This window comes from Scytonema hofmannii PCC 7110 (genome assembly GCF_000346485.2).
Classification (GTDB): domain Bacteria; phylum Cyanobacteriota; class Cyanobacteriia; order Cyanobacteriales; family Nostocaceae; genus Scytonema; species Scytonema hofmannii.
Genome location: NZ_KQ976354.1, coordinates 3467747 through 3486848, shown reverse-complemented (window position 1 = coordinate 3486848; position 19102 = coordinate 3467747). Strand labels below are relative to the sequence as shown.

General features: G+C 39.6%; 11 protein-coding genes and 1 pseudogene. 3 read left to right on the top strand and 9 right to left on the bottom strand.

Annotated elements, in window-relative coordinates; translation table 11 throughout:
- Nucleotides 1-102: 102 nt before the first annotated feature.
- A complete protein-coding gene (locus WA1_RS14845; RefSeq protein ID WP_017742534.1) occupies nt 103-933 on the top strand; it encodes a dienelactone hydrolase family protein in 831 nt (276 codons plus the stop codon).
- On the opposite strand, the gene WA1_RS14840 is transcribed toward WA1_RS14845, so the two are convergent.
- The 3 genes from WA1_RS14840 to WA1_RS14830 form a co-directional block, all read right to left on the bottom strand.
- The gene (locus tag WA1_RS14840) at nt 914-2650 is read right to left on the bottom strand and encodes a hybrid sensor histidine kinase/response regulator (protein WP_017742533.1); all 1737 of its coding nucleotides are present in this window, start codon (nt 2648-2650) and stop codon (nt 914-916) included. The two genes, WA1_RS14845 and WA1_RS14840, sit on opposite strands and share 20 nt — an antisense overlap.
- 249 nt (nt 2651-2899) lie before the next feature.
- Nucleotides 2900-3256: a hypothetical protein gene (locus WA1_RS14835; protein ID WP_017742532.1), complete on the bottom strand. Its 357-nt coding sequence runs from the start codon at nt 3254-3256 to the stop codon at nt 2900-2902.
- A 347-nt stretch (nt 3257-3603) separates the two neighbouring features.
- The gene (locus WA1_RS14830) at nt 3604-3951 is read right to left on the bottom strand and encodes a hypothetical protein (RefSeq protein ID WP_017742531.1); all 348 of its coding nucleotides are present in this window, start codon (nt 3949-3951) and stop codon (nt 3604-3606) included.
- Between the two features lie 281 nt (nt 3952-4232).
- Between WA1_RS14830 and WA1_RS14825 the strand changes: the two genes are divergently transcribed.
- On the top strand, nt 4233-7445 hold the full coding sequence (locus WA1_RS14825; protein ID WP_017742530.1) for a PAS domain S-box protein: 3213 nt from the start codon (nt 4233-4235) through the stop codon (nt 7443-7445).
- A gap of 47 nt (nt 7446-7492) precedes the next feature.
- Nucleotides 7493-7813 (top strand): annotated as a pseudogene (locus WA1_RS59790) (IS4 family transposase); the annotation flags it as partial.
- Nucleotides 7814-7904: 91 nt separating this feature from the next.
- Here the strand turns inward: WA1_RS59790 and WA1_RS14815 are convergent.
- From WA1_RS14815 to WA1_RS59785, 6 genes are all read right to left on the bottom strand, one after another.
- Complete coding sequence (locus WA1_RS14815) at nt 7905-8603, bottom strand: hypothetical protein (RefSeq protein ID WP_017742528.1); 699 nt, start codon at nt 8601-8603, stop codon at nt 7905-7907.
- Entirely contained in the window at nt 8596-11778 is a 3183-nt protein-coding gene (locus tag WA1_RS14810; RefSeq protein ID WP_017742527.1) for an HsdM family class I SAM-dependent methyltransferase, read from the bottom strand. Before WA1_RS14810 ends, WA1_RS14815 begins: the two co-directional genes overlap by 8 nt.
- A 644-nt stretch (nt 11779-12422) precedes the next feature.
- Nucleotides 12423-14663, bottom strand: a complete 2241-nt coding sequence (locus WA1_RS14805; protein ID WP_017742525.1) for a TOMM precursor leader peptide-binding protein — start codon at nt 14661-14663, stop codon at nt 12423-12425.
- A 185-nt stretch (nt 14664-14848) separates the two neighbouring features.
- Nucleotides 14849-15442, bottom strand: coding sequence for a tail fiber domain-containing protein (locus tag WA1_RS14800; RefSeq protein WP_017742524.1), 594 nt, complete (start codon nt 15440-15442; stop codon nt 14849-14851).
- A gap of 388 nt (nt 15443-15830) precedes the next feature.
- Nucleotides 15831-18491, bottom strand: a complete 2661-nt coding sequence (locus WA1_RS14795) for a two-partner secretion domain-containing protein (RefSeq protein WP_017742523.1) — start codon at nt 18489-18491, stop codon at nt 15831-15833.
- Between the two features lie 147 nt (nt 18492-18638).
- Nucleotides 18639-19102, bottom strand: a 464-nt coding sequence (locus WA1_RS59785) for a photosynthetic reaction center family protein (protein ID WP_473163456.1), incomplete at its 5' end; no start/stop codon positions are given.

Below are 19102 nucleotides of genomic sequence, written 5' to 3'. Positions count from 1 at the left end.
CCAAAGTGAGAGAATATAAGTGTAAATCTACTGAATTCTTGATACTTTATGCTACTTTCTTGTAAAAATAAGATCGTGATTTGATAGGTTAAGGTCATGAGGATGAACGAAATAACGCGCCGCGAATTTATTGTCACTGCTTCCCTAGCGACGGGTTTTGCCCTTGCAGTGCAACCTATTTCAGCCAAAGTCATCACCACCAATGCCCAAGGATTGGTTGCTGGTGCAGTGAAAATTCCTGTTAAAGATGGAACAATTCCTGCCTACAGAGCAATGCCTACCACTGGCAAAAATTTCCCAATTGTTTTGGTGATTCAGGAAATTTTTGGCGTACACGAGCATATTCAGGATGTTTGCCGTCGTTTTGCCAAGCTGGGGTACTTGGCAATTGCACCTGAATTGTTTGTGCGTCAGGGGGATGTCTCAAAGTTAAGTGATATAGATGAAATTCGTAAGATAGTTGTCAAAGTGCCAGATGCTCAAGTGATTTCCGATCTTGATGCCACGGCAGAATGGGCTGTAAAATCAGCTAAAGGCAATGCCGAGCAACTGGGAATTACAGGTTTTTGCTGGGGGGGTCGTATTACCTGGCTGTACGCAGCACACAATCCCAAAGTCAAAGCAAGTGTGGCGTGGTACGGGCGGTTAGTCGGCGATGCTAGCGAATTAACACCAAAGCATCCTGTTGATGTTGCATCAACTCTGAAAGTCCCCGTACTCGGACTTTATGGTGGAGAAGATACGGGTATTCCCCTGGCTACAGTAGATCAGATGCGCGAGCAACTGAAAGCTAGCAGCAGCAAATCTGAAATTGTCATTTACCCTAATGCGCCACATGCCTTTTTTGCCGATTATCGTCCTTCTTACCGAGAGAAAGAGGCAAAAGACGGATGGCAACGCCTTCAAGCATGGTTTAAGAAACATGGAATATAACTGTAAAGCAAACTTGTCCTGCTTGCGATTCTACATGAATGGAACCTCTCAAATACTCCACCAATTTTCTGACTATTGCTAATTCCAAACCACTATTACTTGGTATTGAGGATTTATCATTGGGAATGCGGTAGAACTTGTCAAATATTTGAGACAGTTCTGATTCCGAAACTTCTGCCCCAGAGTAAGTCACACTCAAGTGGATTTTTTCAGAGATTGAGCAAGCAGCAACAGTAATGTCACCATTAGAGGCATACCTATAAGCATTTTGCAGTAGCTCGTGGAGGACGCGTTCAAAACAGGATATATCCGTTGTTAAAAGTGGTAGTTCGGGGTCAAGTTGAACTTTTAAGGTTGGCGGTTGTTCTTGGTTTTGTGCAACAAAGGCTTCTAATATATAGGGAATCCAATTATGTAGATCGATACTTGTCAGTTCCAGGGGACATATACCAGCTTCTAAATATTGCAAGTCTAGCAAATTCTCAATAAAGTAAAGTTGGCGATCGCACTCCTGCTGCAAATTTATTAAGTACTCTGACACTTTGCTACTTTGGGCTTCATTATTGGAAATTTCTACTGCTAGAACTTGGCTTAGTGATTTGATATCAGCAATAGGAGATCGTAACTCAATAGAAATGGTACGCAAAAAATCGTCTTTGAGTTGATTGAGCCTTTGTAATTCTTCAAGCTGCACAAGTGCAGCTTGATAAAGTCTAGCCTGACGGATAGCAATTGCACATTGATTTGTCACCTGTAGAACCAATCGAACTTCAAGTTGCTCGAAACTTTTGTCCTCTGGTTTGAACAACCACAAACTCCCTAAAAAACTTTGATCATCGAAAATAGGGCAAGCTAAAATTGTGTATCTACAATATTCCTGTGAAATTGAACTAGGTTGACACCAACAAAATTGAACGTTTAAACCCTGAAGCAATTGTTGATGTAGTTCCTGCAAACGAACTAATTTTATAATGCTATCCTTATCTAAAGGAGTTGAAGTAGCGCTAGTATATTCGTGGGTAATAGTATAAGTTTTTAACTCGCGATCGCCAATAGCAGAACAGCACAATTCAAGTTCTAAACCGACTGCTAATTCCCTAACAGATGCTTGCCAAATTTGTTCCTCATCAAAGCGATCGCGAACTTTATCGGTGATGCGTTTGAGCCTTTCTTCAAACTCTAGCGAGCGTTGAAGTTGAAATGTCCGTTCTACCACTTGCTCTTCAAAAATACTATTTAGCTGTTGCAATCTTGCTTCTATCTGTTGGCGTTCTATGATTTCTTTCTCTAATTCCTGATTTTTAGCAAGCAGTTGCTGCTGCTGATGATGGATAATAAATTGATTTTTGACACGCGCCAAAACTTCTAACTCTTGAAAAGGTTTAGTAATATAGTCTATCCCTCCATTTTCAAATGCCTTAATTTTATCTGTGGTTTGGTCTAAAGCGCTAATAAAAATAATAGGAATATTAGCAGTTAGTTCGTTAGATTTTAATTGCTGACACACTTCATAGCCATTTAAATCCGGCATATTAATATCTAGCAAAATCAGTTCAGGCGGTTCTATCTGTGCTGATTGAAGTGCCATTTTTCCACTGATAGTTTTTCTGACCTTAAACCCATGCGTTTCTAAAATTTTAGATAGAAGGCGTAAGTTATCTGGTGTATCATCGACTAGCAAAATATGACCTGAATTAATTTCTTGGCTCTTTAGCATAATATTTTTCTCAATACAAGGTTTTTTAATAATTTTTAATATATTTTGATTTAGTTCTTGAAAAGAAAAATAGTTCCAATTTATGTTAAAACTTGCTCAAATATAAGGTCTCACATTTCTACTCTAAGAATGTACCGTAGAATTGCGTAAAATTTTTGTCTTTTCATCCATCTTGTGGTGCGGGCATCTTGCCCGCTTATTTTTCCATTTTATGGTACAAGCATCCTGTCACTGGTCACTGGTCACTGGTCACTGGTTTCTACTCCACGGTGACGGAATAGCAATCACCGACATAATTTTGGCGATCTGTAACTTAATTGCTACCCTACCGCAATGGGGACAAGTGACCCTGATTTCTTCCTGTTGTGGTTCTCGTTGATGCTGAATCAACACCCCTTCTTTGCAGTACCAGCACTCGCAAATGACACGCCCTTCCGATTTCTCAACATCTAATAGGCGGATGTGTTGTCCAAAGACAGGTTCCAGTTCTGGCTCATCAAAATCTGGTCGTTCTGACCGGGGACGTGGACGAGGTCGAGTAAAATCTTCTGACTCTTTTTTTGGTTGGGGTTGCGGACGCGGATGGATAGCATCTTCCTGGCTCATAAAAAATTTGCCTGACTCAGGTCACTAAATTTTTAATCCTTGTTGATATTAACAAGGAATATTAGAAATCATAAATTATTCATGAAAAGTAGGTAGGGCTAAAGCCCACCGCAAGCTTTAGTTAGTGGGCTTTAGCCCTACCTACGGTACTATAGCAATCCTCCACAGATTTGTAAAAATTACGAAACCCCAGAAACCCGGTATCTCAAAGATACCGGGTTTCTCTCCTTTTACAAATGATTTAGCATTGCTATATGTGAAGAAATATCAAAGATAGTTATAACGCTTACAATGACAAATGACTGATTAGGTAAAAGGCACCCAATTGTCCCAGAGCACACTTGAAATTAATCCTCTAGATATTGAGCTACCACAGTCAAATCTTCAATTGCCCGATTCAGGCGTTCGAGCAGTACCTCATACACATCTGGATCGGCCTCAACGATTTCTAACTTTTTCCTTAAATAAAGTTCCAATGCTTCTATCCACAGTAACGTTTCTATACTATAGATTGCTTTCAGTAATCCCATATTAGTCAGAACCGCTAACTGAAATCCTATCTGGTCTTGTTCTTCATCACCCAAGTACCCATTTTTTAATTCTAATTTTTCTGGAATGTAATGTTCGTATTGTTCGCGAGTGATACCACCAGGTATTAATTGCGGTTGTGGAAGAGGAAATTGAGAGTCAGTCATAATTTCAAACCTTGGACACTATAGATCTCGTGTTATTTAAATTTCACGCAAAGACGCAAAGACGCAAAGCTATCTGGTGCGTCTTTGCGTCTTTGCGTGAGTTATGAGAAATTGATATCAGAGAGCTAATATGTCAATATAGATTTTCCGCAATTTTACGATATTAATATGGATAGTATTTTGTCATTATATATACTAACAAAAACTTTGACTAATAAGCAAGAAGCCCCATTTAAATTTAGGCTTAACGACATCAACTTAAAATATTACAGGAAAACATTATGAATGTTATTAAAAGTAAAAAAAATTATCATTTGTTATCCCAAAGCATGGCAATATCGCTGCAGTTGTTTTCCAAGCGAATTAGTCTTGCTGTCATTTTCATAGGTGGAATTGTTTTTCTGGGTTGGTTGCTGAACATCTCATTACTCAAAAGTATTTTGCCCGGAATGCCTAGCATGAAGGTGAATACTGCTGTTTGCTTCATATTAACAGGAGCATCTTTATGGTTGTGGCATCAGGCTCAAAACCATGGGGCTTCGTTAGTTCGCAAATTCCACATTGGAGTAGTCGCACAGGTGGTAGCGGCGATCGCAATTCTTATCAGTCTGCTGACCTTAATTCAATACAGCTTTCATGTCAATTTGGGAATTGATGAATTGTTATTGCAGCAACCAGAACCATTATTGAGCAAAGCAATTCCGGGACGTATGTCTCCGAACACAGCAATAAATTTTTTCAATACAGGAACTGCCTTGGTGCTATTAAACACACGTTGTCCGAACTATAGAGCAATACAAGGTTTTGCAGGCTTGGCATGGCTGATGAGTTACTTAGGGTTAATGGGCTACGTGTATAATATTTTTCATCTATATGCAGCTGGCATTCCTAGAGAAATGGGAATGGCTATACACACAGCATTCTCTTTCTTGCTACTTTCATCAAGTATTCTATGTGCTTTGCCAGATAAAGGAATAATGCCTTTGTTGGCTGGGAAAGGGATGGGTTGCCAAACGGCGCGGAGGTTACTACCTTTTGTATTTGTCATCTACCCAATGGTAGCGAGCTTGTGTGCCATAGGCTCTCACTTTTTCTTATACACCAAAGAAACGGAAAGGGCTTTGATAGAGATATTAGATACTTTCTTGCTATCAGGGGGAGTGCTTTGGAATACTTATGCCCTTAACAAAACTGACTATCATCGCCTTCAAGCAGAAAAGCAATTAACCAGTACAAATCAGCGTTTGCAACTAGAATTAGAAGAGCGACAACGGGCCGAAGAAGCACTGCAAGCCGAACAAGCGCGGTTTGCAAGTATTTTGGATATTGCTAGCGATGCTATTATTGCGGTTGATGGTAACCAACAAATAACTTTATTTAATCAAGGTGCTGAAAAGATTTTTGGTTATGCCGCAGGGGAAGTAATAGGGCAAAATCTCTTGCTACTATTGCCTTCTCGATATGCAAAAGTTCACCATCACCACGTAAATTCCTTCAGTCAATCTGATGGTAAAGCAAGACGCATGGGCGAACGTGGCGAAATTTTTGGTCGCCGCAAAGATGGTACTGAGTTTTCTGCAGAAGCTTCAATCTCGAAATTAGAAATTGATAACGAAAAAATTTTTACTGCTATTGTGCGTGATATTACTGTACGCAAGCAAGCAGAAGTAAATTTGTTTCAACTGGCAGCGATTGTAAAGTCTAGTGAAGATGCCATTATCAGTAACACCTTAGATGGTACAATTATGAGTTGGAATGATGGTGCTCAAAAACTGTTTGGTTACACTGCAACAGAAGCGATTGGGCAATCCATTTCCCTGTTATTCCCTTGCGATCGCACTGACGAGGCACTGCAAAATATCGAGAAAATTCGGTGTGGGGAAACAGTTGAAAATTACGAAACCATAAGAAAACGTAAGGACGGAAAGCTAGTAGATATAGCTCTCACTATCTCTCCAGTACTGGATGCAACGGGCAAAATAGTTGGAGCTTCTAAAATTGCTCGTAATATAACTGAACGCAAACAAGCCGATAGGGAACTCAAACAAGCAAAAGAAGCTGCAGAAGTGGCAAATCGAGCCAAAAGTGCTTTTTTGGCTTCCATGAGTCATGAATTGCGTACTCCTATGAATGTGATTTTGGGATTTGCCCAAGTCATGAGCCACGACAAATCCCTGAGTTTGCAGCAGCAAGAACATTTGAAAATTATCAGCCGTAGTGGGGATCACTTACTCAATCTCATTAACGATGTGCTGGACTTTTCCAAAATAGAAGCAGACCGCATTACATTAGATGAAAGCAGTTTTGACTTGATTGATTTGGTAGAATCTGTAGCAGCAATGCTAAAACAGCGAACAGAGGTCAAAGGCTTATCCTTCAGCTTAGAAATTGCCCCAGATGTACCTCAATATGTTATTACAGATGGCAAAAAACTGCGTCAAGTACTCCTCAACCTTTTAGGTAACGCTATCAAGTTTACAAATGAGGGTGGTGTAATGTTGGGAGTCAAGGTGGAGTGGGGACAAGCCAGTGGAGAAAAGCCTTCCCAATCTCTATGTTTTGAGATAAAAGATACTGGAGTCGGTATAGCTTCTGATGAACTCGATACAATTTTTGATGCTTTTATGCAAACCCAATCGGGAAAAATCTCTAAAGAAGGCACTGGTTTGGGGCTTTCAATTAGTCGTAAATTTGTACAGTTAATGGGTGGTGATATTTCTGTTCACAGTACTTTAGGTGAGGGAAGCACATTTACATTTGAGATTCCAGTCAGCATTGTCCCAGCAGCTTTGGTGCAACAAGAGTCAACGCACCGTCAGGTGATAGGGCTAATATCTAAATCAGAATACCGCATTCTTGTTGTGGATGACCAACCAGAAAATCGGTTACTTTTGGTAGAATTGATGACTCATTTGGGTTTAGAGGTGCGCGAAGCCAGTAATGGACAAGAAGCTTTCAAGCTGTGGCAAGAGTGGCAACCTCATCTTATCTGGATGGACATTCAAATGCCAGTGATGGACGGTTACGAAACAGCACAAAAAATCCGTGCAGAAAATGAAGGTGACAGAACTATCATTATTGCGCTTTCAGCCCATGCTTCACAGAGCGATCGCTCTCTAGCAATTGCCGTGGGTTGTAATGATTATATCACCAAGCCTGTTCGGGAAGAATTTTTGTATGCAAAGATGGCTGATTACTTGGGGTTGCAATATATCTACGAACAACAAAAGAAAGAAATCTCACAAAAGTCTTTATCAGATAGCGAGCTTCAGTCTTTGTTATCTCAAATGCCGTCGAGTTGGGTGACTCAATTGTATCAAGCAGCGCAGTTGTGTGACGACAAAGAAAGTGAGCGACTGCTCGCACAAATCCCAGAGCAATTTGTGACTATTACTTCTGCTTTACAGAAACTTGTCCATGATTTTAGATTTGAAATTATTGTGAAAATTTTAGAAAATTGGTCTAACTCGCAATCAACCCCCATCCTCAAGTGAATGCAGAGCGATCGGGTGAGTGCTGCACAAGAAAAATTTAAGTTAATCTACCACTTCCCATTACATTTGAAAGTAGAAGAAAGAAAATACAGATATTTTTGTCATTACCAAATCTAACAATTGAAAAAATTTTGTTTCCGATAATTACGCTCTGGCTAGAAACATATTTTCCTTCGGAAAATATAATTTATGTGGTAATTGATCGGACTAATTGGGCTTGTATAAATTTGTTTATGGTTAGTGTTGTGTGGGATAAAAGAGCATTTCCGATCTATTTTACTTTGCTACCAAAAATGGGGAGTAGTAATTTTGATGACCAGATATTAGCTTTATCTCAAGTTTTACCAATTTTTAATAATTATAAAATGATTGTTTTGCTATGAAACGCTATTAAGTATTAGAAAAATTTGCTAAACTGTCCAATGACAGATGCTGATTAAGCCATTGCGAGTTTTAGATTTATACTGAAGATGTACTAGTAGGAATTGAAGCAATTATTTTTAATAGTAAATGGTGACAAATAAATTCAGTAGGATATGATTTTCCTGATGGAACTTCCCGTTGGTGTTTCGAGGTTTTGTGATCGCGATCTTTAAAATATGGATGATCGCTTAATGTACATGGTACTTTTATTGCAATATTAGTAAAGGCTTTGTTTGAATCACCAGAAAAAAGATAACCTAGCATTCCTCCTTGACTAGAAAAGGGCGCATATCGGCAAGTTATAAAGTTTTCATTTATCTCTTTTATATATTCACCTACCGCCCCATCTGATTTCAAAACCTTAGCTTCTAAAGGCCAGATAATCCTCTCATTAGATCTTAGATAAAATGCAATATCATATTGTGGTGGTTGTGCTTGTGCTGATTGACTACTTTCTATTTCGTAGACTTCATGTTGAACATCAAATGGCTCATTTCCCGTCATATTTCTGCGAATTCTACGCTCAAGAGATTGAGTGATGCTCCTTTCTATCTGCTCCTCTGCTTCATCGCAATTAATTTGCGATAGAATCTCGGCAACCAGCAAATCATATCCTTCCCAGACAAGTTTTACGAGAATTGTTATTGCATCATTGTTCCAAGCTTTTGCTACTTCAACAAACTCCGGTGTATCTTTCCAGCGCAATTCTGGAATTGTTTTACCTCTTCTACCCACTGTATGACTCCTGTATAACCGCTGATTTATTATCAAATGATGTCCGCCACATCATAATATCTGCGGCTACTTCATCAGCATCTCTTAAAGCTATAGAGCGAGTCCAGTAACGAATTTTGTCCGGTTTTATCAAATAAATAGTAGGAATTTTTAACCCATTCAATTGAACAGAATCATAAACCCTTGCAACACGTTGATAAAATATTCCACCATCTTCTGTCTGCCCTTTTTTCAAACACAAATCATTTAAGTTTTCCAAGAGTTCTAGTAAATCAGGGGAGTCGATAGACTCAATATGAACGCCTTGATAGTCGGCTCTGTTGAGATAAATTGCAACTAGGCGGACAGGAAGTTTAGTGTTAGTTGGCTCCTGAAATATAGTGGCGCAAACTTGTTTGTCTTGTCCAAATCCTGCCTTAAGAACTCGCAAGAAATACTCGCAATATGCGGTAATTTCTGGTTCACTATTATCTTCTAAATAATCATTATCTCTACGGTGAGTTCTTTTTCTTCCTGAGGAAGCACTATCTCCTTTAAAATCTGGTAGGGTGTAATTAAAGAGATCATTAATTAGTACCCATTCACTATCTTTGAATTCAAAAGCTTGGCGTATGCGCTCATCTACATCATCAATTGTTTTTATATTTTCCAATACTCCAACCTGGGCTTCAGGTATTGGCACACGCAATAAATCGCTTGGTTTTATTTCAGGAATATATGACGCAAAACGACCATTTGAAAGAAGCAGATAATACACAGCTAACTTACTTTTATAGCCAAGACAAGCTGCTTCTAAAATTAAACTGTTTTCTTCAGAAGTATGTACACTGAGATAGCTACCAGAACATATAATACCTTGATTATTCAAATTATCTGGTTCAGTGATAGCAACCTGGAAACGACTTGATTTTTTCGGCCAACTAAGTTTAATTATTAGTTGTGGTAATTTAAATGCAGCCAAATTAGTAAAACGGTGTGTATATGGATCTTCATTAATAGGTAGCTGCTTTGCTACAAAGTGAGTACAAGTTTCTTCAGGAAATAGTTGAGTAAATTGTTTGGCCTCTAAAATACGTCTCCTTAAAATTCCTTTATGATATATTTTCCTGCTACCTCGGATAATTCCTTGAGACGATACAACAATATTTAACAGCTCCAGTTCTGCAAGGCTATTATAGTTACTCAACCTACGAACTAAAGACAGATCGCGTCTACCTCCCCACATTAATGCTGTCCAAATTAAAGGATCTGCTATTGCTTCTTGTGGGTAGATATTATTAATATCATGTGGCTCTATGACTATGTGATAGTCATCCTCATTAGTCATCACTGGCTTGGGACAAATGTATGTCAAGGGTTTCCCATCAGGAGGTGTTGCTGAAATTGTGATAATACAAGCTGGAGAAATAGCATCTTTAAAAAGTCCAAAACGCAATGCAGATAAGTTAACTATTTCATCAATTTTGAACTCTGAAAAAAGCTTGACTCGGAATTCTTGAGCAGTACTAACCTGATTAAAAATTAAAGCAAGTGCAGGCTGCATCATTGCTACTTGTCCACCTTCCTTAGTCAAAGCAACAGCTTTTGGCAGAAAAAGTGGTCCAATATTACCGTAGGTTATCTTCCAATCATCTCTAGCCCAAGATTTAGCTGCTGAAGTGACGGTGTTTTTTCCCCACGGTGCATTGCCAACAACTAAATCGTATTTCTTTGCGTCTTGAATAGAATTAAATCCTTTTTTGTCTTCTTGAAAAAAATCAGCAGCTACTAATTGGTGTTCACGCAATCTTGGAAAGCAAAACTCATTCTCCCAATAGTCTTGAGGTTTAACTTTATCAAGCATAGTTAAATAGAGGCTGAAAGAAGCTACTCTTACTGCTTGAGTATCTACATCAACACCAAATAAATTATTTTCTAGTAAAGACTTTAAATCACTAGGCTGAATTGTTCTATTAAGATGAGCTTTTTCCCATCTATAAATTAACCGCTGGAATGCTTTTACCAGAAAAATTCCTGAACCACAAGCAGGATCAAGAATCTTAATATCCCATTCTTGACTATCCCAAGGTAAAACACCATCTAATACAAAATCAACTATGTGTTCTGGTGTGTAATGAATTCCTGTACCAGATTCTTTACTCACAAATTCTTCATATATACTGCTAATAAAATCTAAAGGTATAACGTCGAAGTGATAGTATGGCCAAAGACTTAGTTGTCCACTTTCCATCTCTACATAACCTCTGACGAAATCAGCAAGTATATTTAGGTGAGTCTGTGTAACTTTGTTTTCTTCTGTCTGCCATTCAGCTTCACGTTTTTTTTTGGTATCTCCTTTACCTGGAAATAAATCACCATTGAACTTACCATTGAGCCAACGAAAAAATTTATAAATATCTCTATGATTTCTTAAGATCTCATGCAAATTAGAGTATTTAGCTGATAATTCTCCAATTCTATGTAAATGAGCAAGTAAGTTTGTATTTAGACCAGGATTTCCTTCAGAATATTGGCGATCAAAAAGGAATTGAATAAAAATAATTCTTGCTAATAAATCATGAATAGTATCATCATCAAGTTTATTTTGTTGAAGTTTCTGCCGAACAGTTTTCAGGTTTCTCAATAGCACCTGGTCAGCGGCCTGACTTCGTTGAAATCGCTGGCTATGTTCTTGGAAAAATTGGCCTGATACCAAATCAGCCCAGTGTAAACGCAGAGTTTTAGCAGCTTGTACTGAAAGAGAAGGCTGATTGAATAATTGAAGTTCCTGTCTAGTAACTTCAATTACCGGATTGATAATATCTTCTGCTGTTGGTGGTTCTTCGTAACACGTCCAAATTCTTAATCGGTTAGGTTCTGTTGTAATTAATGATGGTGTACGAGAAAAACTCCAAGCAAGTCTATAAGTTTTTCTTAATGTGTCGTCTGATACTTCTTTTTGAAAGTCGCACACCAGAGCAATGGGTGCTTCTGTTGAGTCACCTTGAGGATTTGCAGCCAGCACTCCTATTCGCACACCATAACCATCTGGCAGCTTGCTGATAGTCCTGCCTAATTTTTCCCTAGCGATTCGTGCATAAACGCTAGGCCCAGCACCAGATGGCTCCAAAATTTGTTGTGGAGTCGGCCAGTGAAGCTTTTCATGTGCCAGTTCAAGTAGTCCAGACTGTGACATTCCGTTTTCTAAGCTGCATTATAAGTATGATTCCACATTTTAACGATCGCATTGTTATGAATTGATTGACATTGTTCAATAGTACATTACTATTATTTACTGATGCAACAATACTTAACTTCAAAAGACAAAAGCGACCTTGGGGTAAGGGTTTTAGCCTCAAGCACCAAGTCGCGCATAACCTGAAATTTTGCATCTAATCCCAAAAATTCACGCTATTTCGTACAATATTGGTAATAATTTATATCTAAAATTTAATATTCTATAAGAAAGTTGCTTGACTATCTATAGCTTGGAGTGAGCGATCGCTTGAAGACAAGAGGTAAGCCCATTGCTCAAAAGTGCAATTTTAATAGCATTTGGGTGTCATTAAATCAAAGTCAGAAAATTTCATATAGTCTGCGAATTGACTGGAAAACCATGTAGAGATCGTTCATAGCAGCCCGTCGTGACTTTTGGCGGATACTGCGACGAAAAAATGTACGTGAAAGTTAAAGATACTAGCACTGGAAAAGTTGAAATCCAAGACTTGATTGCTAACACTGCTCGGAAAAATACTGCTTTGACTGATAATGTTAATATCTAATTCGCAATATTTTACGGGTGAGAATAAACAAAACCGAGTCGTATTAAGCCAGGAGATTTCAAAGAAACATGGGAATTGGATTTAACTCCCCCTCCGTTAATGCTTCATTTAACCAACCCAACTTGAGAGGTACATCATAAAGCCGACCCGAACCAAACTGCGCCCAAAAGTGACGCAGACCGAGAACAACCACTTTAGCTACATGCATACCAATATCTGGACGTGTTTGATTCAGCACAAGCACTTCTAGTCCATGCTTACCAGCTAAATCAATACACGCAAGAATATCCTCTCGTAAGTCATCACTAGTATATTGAGCATAATCTGCATGCACCTTCGGAGACAAATTGCCATTCGGAGCTAGGTAGAGTTGATTTTCTATAGTTGCGGTTCTGCACCAAGTCTGCATATCCTGACGAGAGAATTTGGCTGGAGCATCAGGATTAGCACCACCGGAAAGAAAGACCATCTGATTCATTTCCGTAACAGCGCGTAGTAGAGCAAGTTTTGCGTCAAAGTGAGTTCCAAACCCGAATAAAATATCTTCTGATTGTTGATTGATGCGTCGGGAAATGGCTGCAAAGGTGGGAATGTTCAAATCGGTTGTCAGATCTAAAACCCAAAACTCTCGCTTTATAGACGCATAACACGTTTTCAGGTTACACAGATAAGAATCTTCAAAGCTATTTATATCAACCCCAGGTCTATTTAAACGGTTGTACCACCATATTGCTACCGCATCGCGTTCTACTAACTCCAGAAATCCCTGAAGGATAGCTTCTTCTTGACAATTTCCAGCAGATGTGCCATTTGTATCTGCATAGCAAAAGTTGTAGTCTTCAGGTAGGGGATAGCCGTAGTAACAGTAGGCGGTAGGTAAATACTTGAATTTTTGATGGGTGATTGACCAGATGGGAGTCCATTCAATTTCTCGGCTTTCATCAAATGGTTCGGGTATCCATTGGTTGATGTGGTGCTGCTGGTTCCATACTTGGCGATCGCGGTACTGAGTTGTGCTATATTGCATACATTCATAAGGATGAATTGCCAATTCTCCCAATTCAGCATAAGTGGCTTTCACCCTTAATTCATCTCCCGTATAAGTTCCTGAGTATCGCTCAATAGCTTCTCCCAAAGCGCTCATTTTTGCTTGTGCTGCAGTTTTTCCTTTACCAAAGCTTTTCGGGCGAACAGCATTCCTGATATGCTCTAACTCCTTACCTTCCCTGGGAAAACTGTGGTCTACAACGTAAGCATGAATGAGATGATTGGTCTCAAAGGGTTGAAATAGACTTCTGATGACCCCAGTAATCGGGCTGATGTGATGTTCGTAATATCGAAAAGCTTCTTCAGGTAAACAGTTGCGAAAACCGCCATCATCAGTAAACTTTTTGTTATGGCTGGTTAATTCCAATGGTTGAAGCCCTTTTTTGACAAAATAATCAGGTTCGCCACAACAATGACATTGAGGACGACGAACTAAAATGTGGCGTTCTAAATTCAGGCTAACGAGATCGAAGGTGAGAAGAGTATTTTCTAAAGAGTGCTTTTCTGAATTGCTAACCCATTTCGCAATTTCCGTTGCTGTAAGATTCAGCCCTGTTTGTAAAGTTGAAGGCAAAGCAGCACGAGAAATCGGAAACGGCTCAAAAGTTTGCTTTTGTTCTTGAAGAAAAGATTCTATTTCCCGATTTAACCGCAACCGTTGAGCTAGACATTCCCAACATCCCGTATGACCGGGTTGAAAAACTGGTCCAATCCAAATTGTACCACCAACTGGCTTAACGAGGAGCCAAGGGCGTTGACTTTGCAAAGCTTCTTGGTTAAAAGCTGCTAAACTCGGTTGGAGATAATCATCTGTGAGAACAACAGTCAATTCACCTGAATCACTGACAGGAATATTCAGGGATTCCAAAATAGTTTTTAACGGATCGGCTATGACATTACCAAAAGTTGCGATCGCAATTTTAACTTCTTGGAGGCGTTGAGTGGTCAGGTCTGCATCTCTATTGAGCAGATTCCAGAATGCGGCTTCGGGAGGCGGTGTACTACTTGCGCTGGTAATGTATCCTTTCTTTTCTAGTTGTTCTAAACCAAAGAGAATCTCGTCAACAGATGCTTGTCCTCGCAGCTGTTTGTTGATTTCTTCAACTGTGTAATATCCGTTTAACAAAGGTGCTAACAAATAGTACAGGCGTCCACTTAAGACAAAATGTCCCTTCTCGCTTAAGAGGTATACATTCTTAGGCGGAGATAATTCAACATGGAAGTGTTCTTTAAATTTAGGTTGAATTAACATATTTATATTGTTTTTAAGACATATATAAAAATTTTATGAGCTACAGTAAAAAGAAAAAATCAGAAAAATTATGCCCAATCTTCGACATCTTTACCTTTGCGCTCTTCGTGTCTTTGCGGTTCAAAAATATTTTTTAACCACAAAGACGCAAAGAACACGAAGTGAATTACTATCTTATTGTATTCCTAATGCATTTGTTGCTTGAGTTGGTGTAATTCCGATCGCAATTCATTAATTTGCGAGTCTTTTTGTTGCATTAATTGGTAAAGTGCCTGGATTGCTGCTAGTGAAACTCCCATGCCATCTACAATATTAATTGTGCGATCGCTTTCTCCTACTTGAAAGGTTGCTGCAAAGTCTTGTGCCATTGGACCAATATGGCGAATTGAGGTATTCTCATTTTTATATTGCCAGCTGGTAATGGGCAAATTGGCAATACCTTTGAGAATTTCTTGGGGATTGACTTCAGCGATCGCTTCTTTGATATTGCGATCGCTTCTTACAGAGCGTTGTGAACCATTAGGATCGTATTCAACGCCAAGACTATTAATTCTAACGGAGCATTCTCCAAGAACAGGAATTCCTTCAACTAGTGGAACATTTATAACCTCTTGCGAACCAGCCGTTACGGAAAGATCGCAACCACCAACACAAGCTGCTAGCTCTTCATCGGTGAGATCTTCAATGAGGTTTTGAGAGTTAGGATTGATTGATTCAAAATGATTGACTTGCAGAAAATTCAGAAGTTTTTTGTTGGTATTTTCTGGTTGGTGTTGCATTTTTCTTTTAAATAGAGAACAGAAGAATGTTGCTTAAATCTTCTCCTGAAACTTGTCTTCATGTAAATTAACCCATTTAATCAAATCTTCATGAATTAATAGCAGTACTACGGGATTTTATATCTAGTCTCTTTATTTAAGCTCTACAAATTTCCGTTTAATCTTTTTAATTTTTTATAAAAGCATCAGAAATTAAAATAATTTCATTGTGAAATAATGGTGCGACATATAGATTTTGTAGGGGCGCAATGCCTTGCGCCCCTACGCCTAGATCTTTTCACAATTGATTTATGATTTCTATGTTATCTCCGTAAAAATCTCTAGATAGAGTGAGCAATGACAATGAGAGGTATATTGAATCTTTAAAATCAAAATTTTTTATTTGGTTTTATCGAGAGTGTGAATGACAGCTAGGAGAGGTTAGCCAACGACTGTGTGGAGTTATATCTGGTGCTTGTGCTATTAGAAAGACCTCTCCTCGCGAATTGACTGCAAGCCCTTGGGCTTCTATTATCTCATTGGGAGCAGATTGTGCTATCTTTGTAGAAGCCAAAGTTATTTTTGGGCTGCTACTTAGCTGAACTGGCATTGTGTCAATATCTTGCAAGACTATGTCACTACTTAGCGCTCCTTCAGGACTTTGTCGTAATCCACCACGTCCAGTAATAGTAAAACTGCCAGATTTTCCACGCCCTCCACAACTTTGAGAAATTAATGTAGATACATCTGTGAGTTGCTCTGGTAAGTTAATAATCCCTTTTGTGGGATCGATATTTGGAGTTTTTATATCTACAACCCCACTGAGTCCAAATCCGGAAGTTGCAGTGATATCGCTTTCTGGAGTTAATGCAGGCCGGAATTGAGTTCCAAAGATTCCTTGAGTGACGATCTGAACATTACCACCGCGCCCAAGAATGGCATTTGCAGTAATATCGCTGTTGTTAAAAGCGCCTAATATACTGCTTGTGATAGTTATATTACCGCCATTACTACTACCACCTGTCGCGTCAGTTGAAATTTTACTGCCGTTCAGCATGAGTAAAAGGTCTTTTACTTGTAATGTAATATTTCCTCCCTCACCCGATCCTGTTGTGGCTTGAATCCCACCTGCATTCTCTTGAGAGTTTCCTGCGTTATTTAGTAGTATTGAGCGTGCCTGAATATTAATGTTTCCTCCTTTACCTAATCCCCTATTGTCAACGCTGATTCTAGCTCCTTCCTGAACTAACAATTTTTCAGTATTAATAGATATGCTTGTGGCATCTTGAGTATTATCGGGGTTAAGCACGCTTGCCGATAGACTGCTAAATGTTGGAATAAGTTCGTTTGGGTCTAATGGATTCTCGCTCAGAGGACCCTGTCCCAATAATTGAACAGAATCGGTAGCATTGATTGCTAAAACTCCTCCCTTACCAAAACCAAAGGTGTCAACAGCAATATTTGCTCCATCTTTAATAATTAACTGCTTGGTATTAATTGTTAAATTTCCAGCATTCCCTAAAGTGTCCGGATTGGTATTGCTGAACACACCACTTGGGATTTTATAAATAGGTGAAACCCCACCGATATTGACAAAATCACTAGCATTTATAACAATATTGCCACCATTGCCCTCTGATGTAGTAATAGTACCAGCAAAAATTTGTGCGCCCTCGCGAATAATTAATCGTCCTGTATTCACTGTTAAGGTTCCAGCATTTCCGCTACCTGTTTGAACGGCGCTAAACAAACCACTGGCTAGAAGATCGGAAGGTGAGACTCCAATGAGTTCTACAGTGTCCCGAGCATTAACTATTAAATTGCCACCTTGTGCATTTCCGGAGGTTGCAGTGGTTAACTGCGCTCCATTGTGGATAATTAGTTGTCCCGTATTGACAGTTAAGTCTCCACCAACGCCGCTACCTTGTGTATCTGTCAATAAGCCAGTAAATAAAGAAAAATCTGGAGAATCAACACCAAATAGTTCAGTAGCATCAGAAGCATTAACAGTTATGTTTCCCCCTGCTCCTGATGAATTTACTGAAGTTGCGGTTGATATTCGAGCCTCACCCTCAACCAAGAGTTTATTGGTTGCGATCGCAATTCCCTCGCTAGCTCCATTACCACTGTTTTCCGCAAACAAACCACTCTCAAATGTACCAGTCGTGCTAGCGCTGGATATAACGACTGAATTTGAAGCGTGTAAAATCAGGTTGGCTCCAGAAATAGAGCCAAGGGTGTTTGCTTCCACACGCGAGTCTTGAATTGTGAGTTGCTGACCCGTAAGTTGAATATTACCGCCTCCATCACCGCTTGTGGTGACTAGAGCGTTGTTAGTCAGTAGTACATTAGCCTTAGCCAAATCCTTAGGAAAAATGAATTGATACTGGCTACCTGTTGCTGTTAGACCAACTGTACCAGCACCTGCGACTCCACCCAATTCAACACGACCGCTTTCAGCACTGAGTGTACCACCGCTCAGAGCTACCTCACCTCCTATCAGCGCTAGGGTTTGAGATGGCTGTACCGAGAGATGTGATCCTTGTACTGCGATCGCTCCTGGTTGACCGTACTGTAATCCTACAGGAACACTGACAGTTAGTAAAGGCGGAGTTTGAGACGAGGACGTGTTTAACTCCGTCCCATCCGCAAACTTGAGACTGTTGGCGGTAGTGGCAAAAAATGAACCACCAATATTCAGTTGAGCATTGGGACCAAATATAATTCCATTTGGATTTATTAAGAACAGGTTAGCACTGCCATTAGCCTGAATCATTCCATCAATATTAGAAGGAAAGCCACCAGTGACACGACTAATGATATTTTGGACATCTAAAGCATTATTAAAGATGGCAGAAGCACCTGTTGGTAATGACAATTGGCTGAAGCTATGAAAAAGGTTATTTCCGACTTGACTGCCACCCGTTATTGTGAATTGGAGACCATCAGGAGAGACAACATTTGTAGGAAGAGTGCCATCGGCTGCAACCTGGGCGTAGCCGACACAAGGATTTGTTAGATACCAACTGATGAACAGTCCAGCAATACCGAGAAAATACAAGATTTTCATGCTTTAAATGATTTTCAGATTTATGAAATTCTTTTTTTCTCAGTATTCCCAAAATCAAACAAAAACAGCGCTTCATCTCAGAAGCGCTGTCCATATCCTTAGTTAAGAACTCATAACATTGAAAGAAAAACTTACATTCCGTTAACCTTAGCCATTGATAGCAGGAGCGCTGAGAGCAACAGGCGCAACTTCAGCAGAAGCTAAGTCGAGGGGGAAGTTGTGAGCGTTGCGCTCGTGCATGACTTCCATACCCAGGTTAGCGCGGTTGAGGATGTCTGCCCAGGTGCCAATCGCACGACCTTGTGAGTCAATTACAGATTGGTTGAAGTTGAAGCCGTTGAGGTTGAACGCCATGGTGCTGATACCCAGTGCGGTGAACCAGATGCCGACTACTGGCCATGCTGCCAAGAAGAAGTGTAAGGAACGGCTGTTGTTGAAGCTTGCGTATTGGAAGATAAGCCTTCCGAAATAGCCGTGTGCAGCGACGATGTTGTAGGTCTCTTCTTCTTGTCCGAACTTGTAACCGTAGTTCTGAGATTCGGTTTCGGTTGTTTCACGAACCAAGGAAGAGGTCACTAGAGAACCGTGCATTGCACTGAATAAGCTACCAC

Bases quoted from the DNA above. Each gene is read 5' to 3' on its own strand.
- WA1_RS14845 (WP_017742534.1), top strand. From the start codon at position 103: ATGAACGAAATAACGCGCCGCGAATTTATTGTCACTGCTTCCCTAGCG.
- WA1_RS14840 (WP_017742533.1), bottom strand. From the start codon at position 2,650: ATGCTAAAGAGCCAAGAAATTAATTCAGGTCATATTTTGCTAGTCGAT.
- WA1_RS14835 (WP_017742532.1), bottom strand. From the start codon at position 3,256: ATGAGCCAGGAAGATGCTATCCATCCGCGTCCGCAACCCCAACCAAAA.
- WA1_RS14830 (WP_017742531.1), bottom strand. From the start codon at position 3,951: ATGACTGACTCTCAATTTCCTCTTCCACAACCGCAATTAATACCTGGT.
- WA1_RS14825 (WP_017742530.1), top strand. From the start codon at position 4,233: ATGAATGTTATTAAAAGTAAAAAAAATTATCATTTGTTATCCCAAAGC.
- WA1_RS14810 (WP_017742527.1), bottom strand. From the start codon at position 11,778: ATGTCACAGTCTGGACTACTTGAACTGGCACATGAAAAGCTTCACTGG.
- WA1_RS14805 (WP_017742525.1), bottom strand. From the start codon at position 14,663: ATGTTAATTCAACCTAAATTTAAAGAACACTTCCATGTTGAATTATCT.
- WA1_RS14800 (WP_017742524.1), bottom strand. From the start codon at position 15,442: ATGCAACACCAACCAGAAAATACCAACAAAAAACTTCTGAATTTTCTG.
- WA1_RS14795 (WP_017742523.1), bottom strand. From the start codon at position 18,491: ATGAAAATCTTGTATTTTCTCGGTATTGCTGGACTGTTCATCAGTTGG.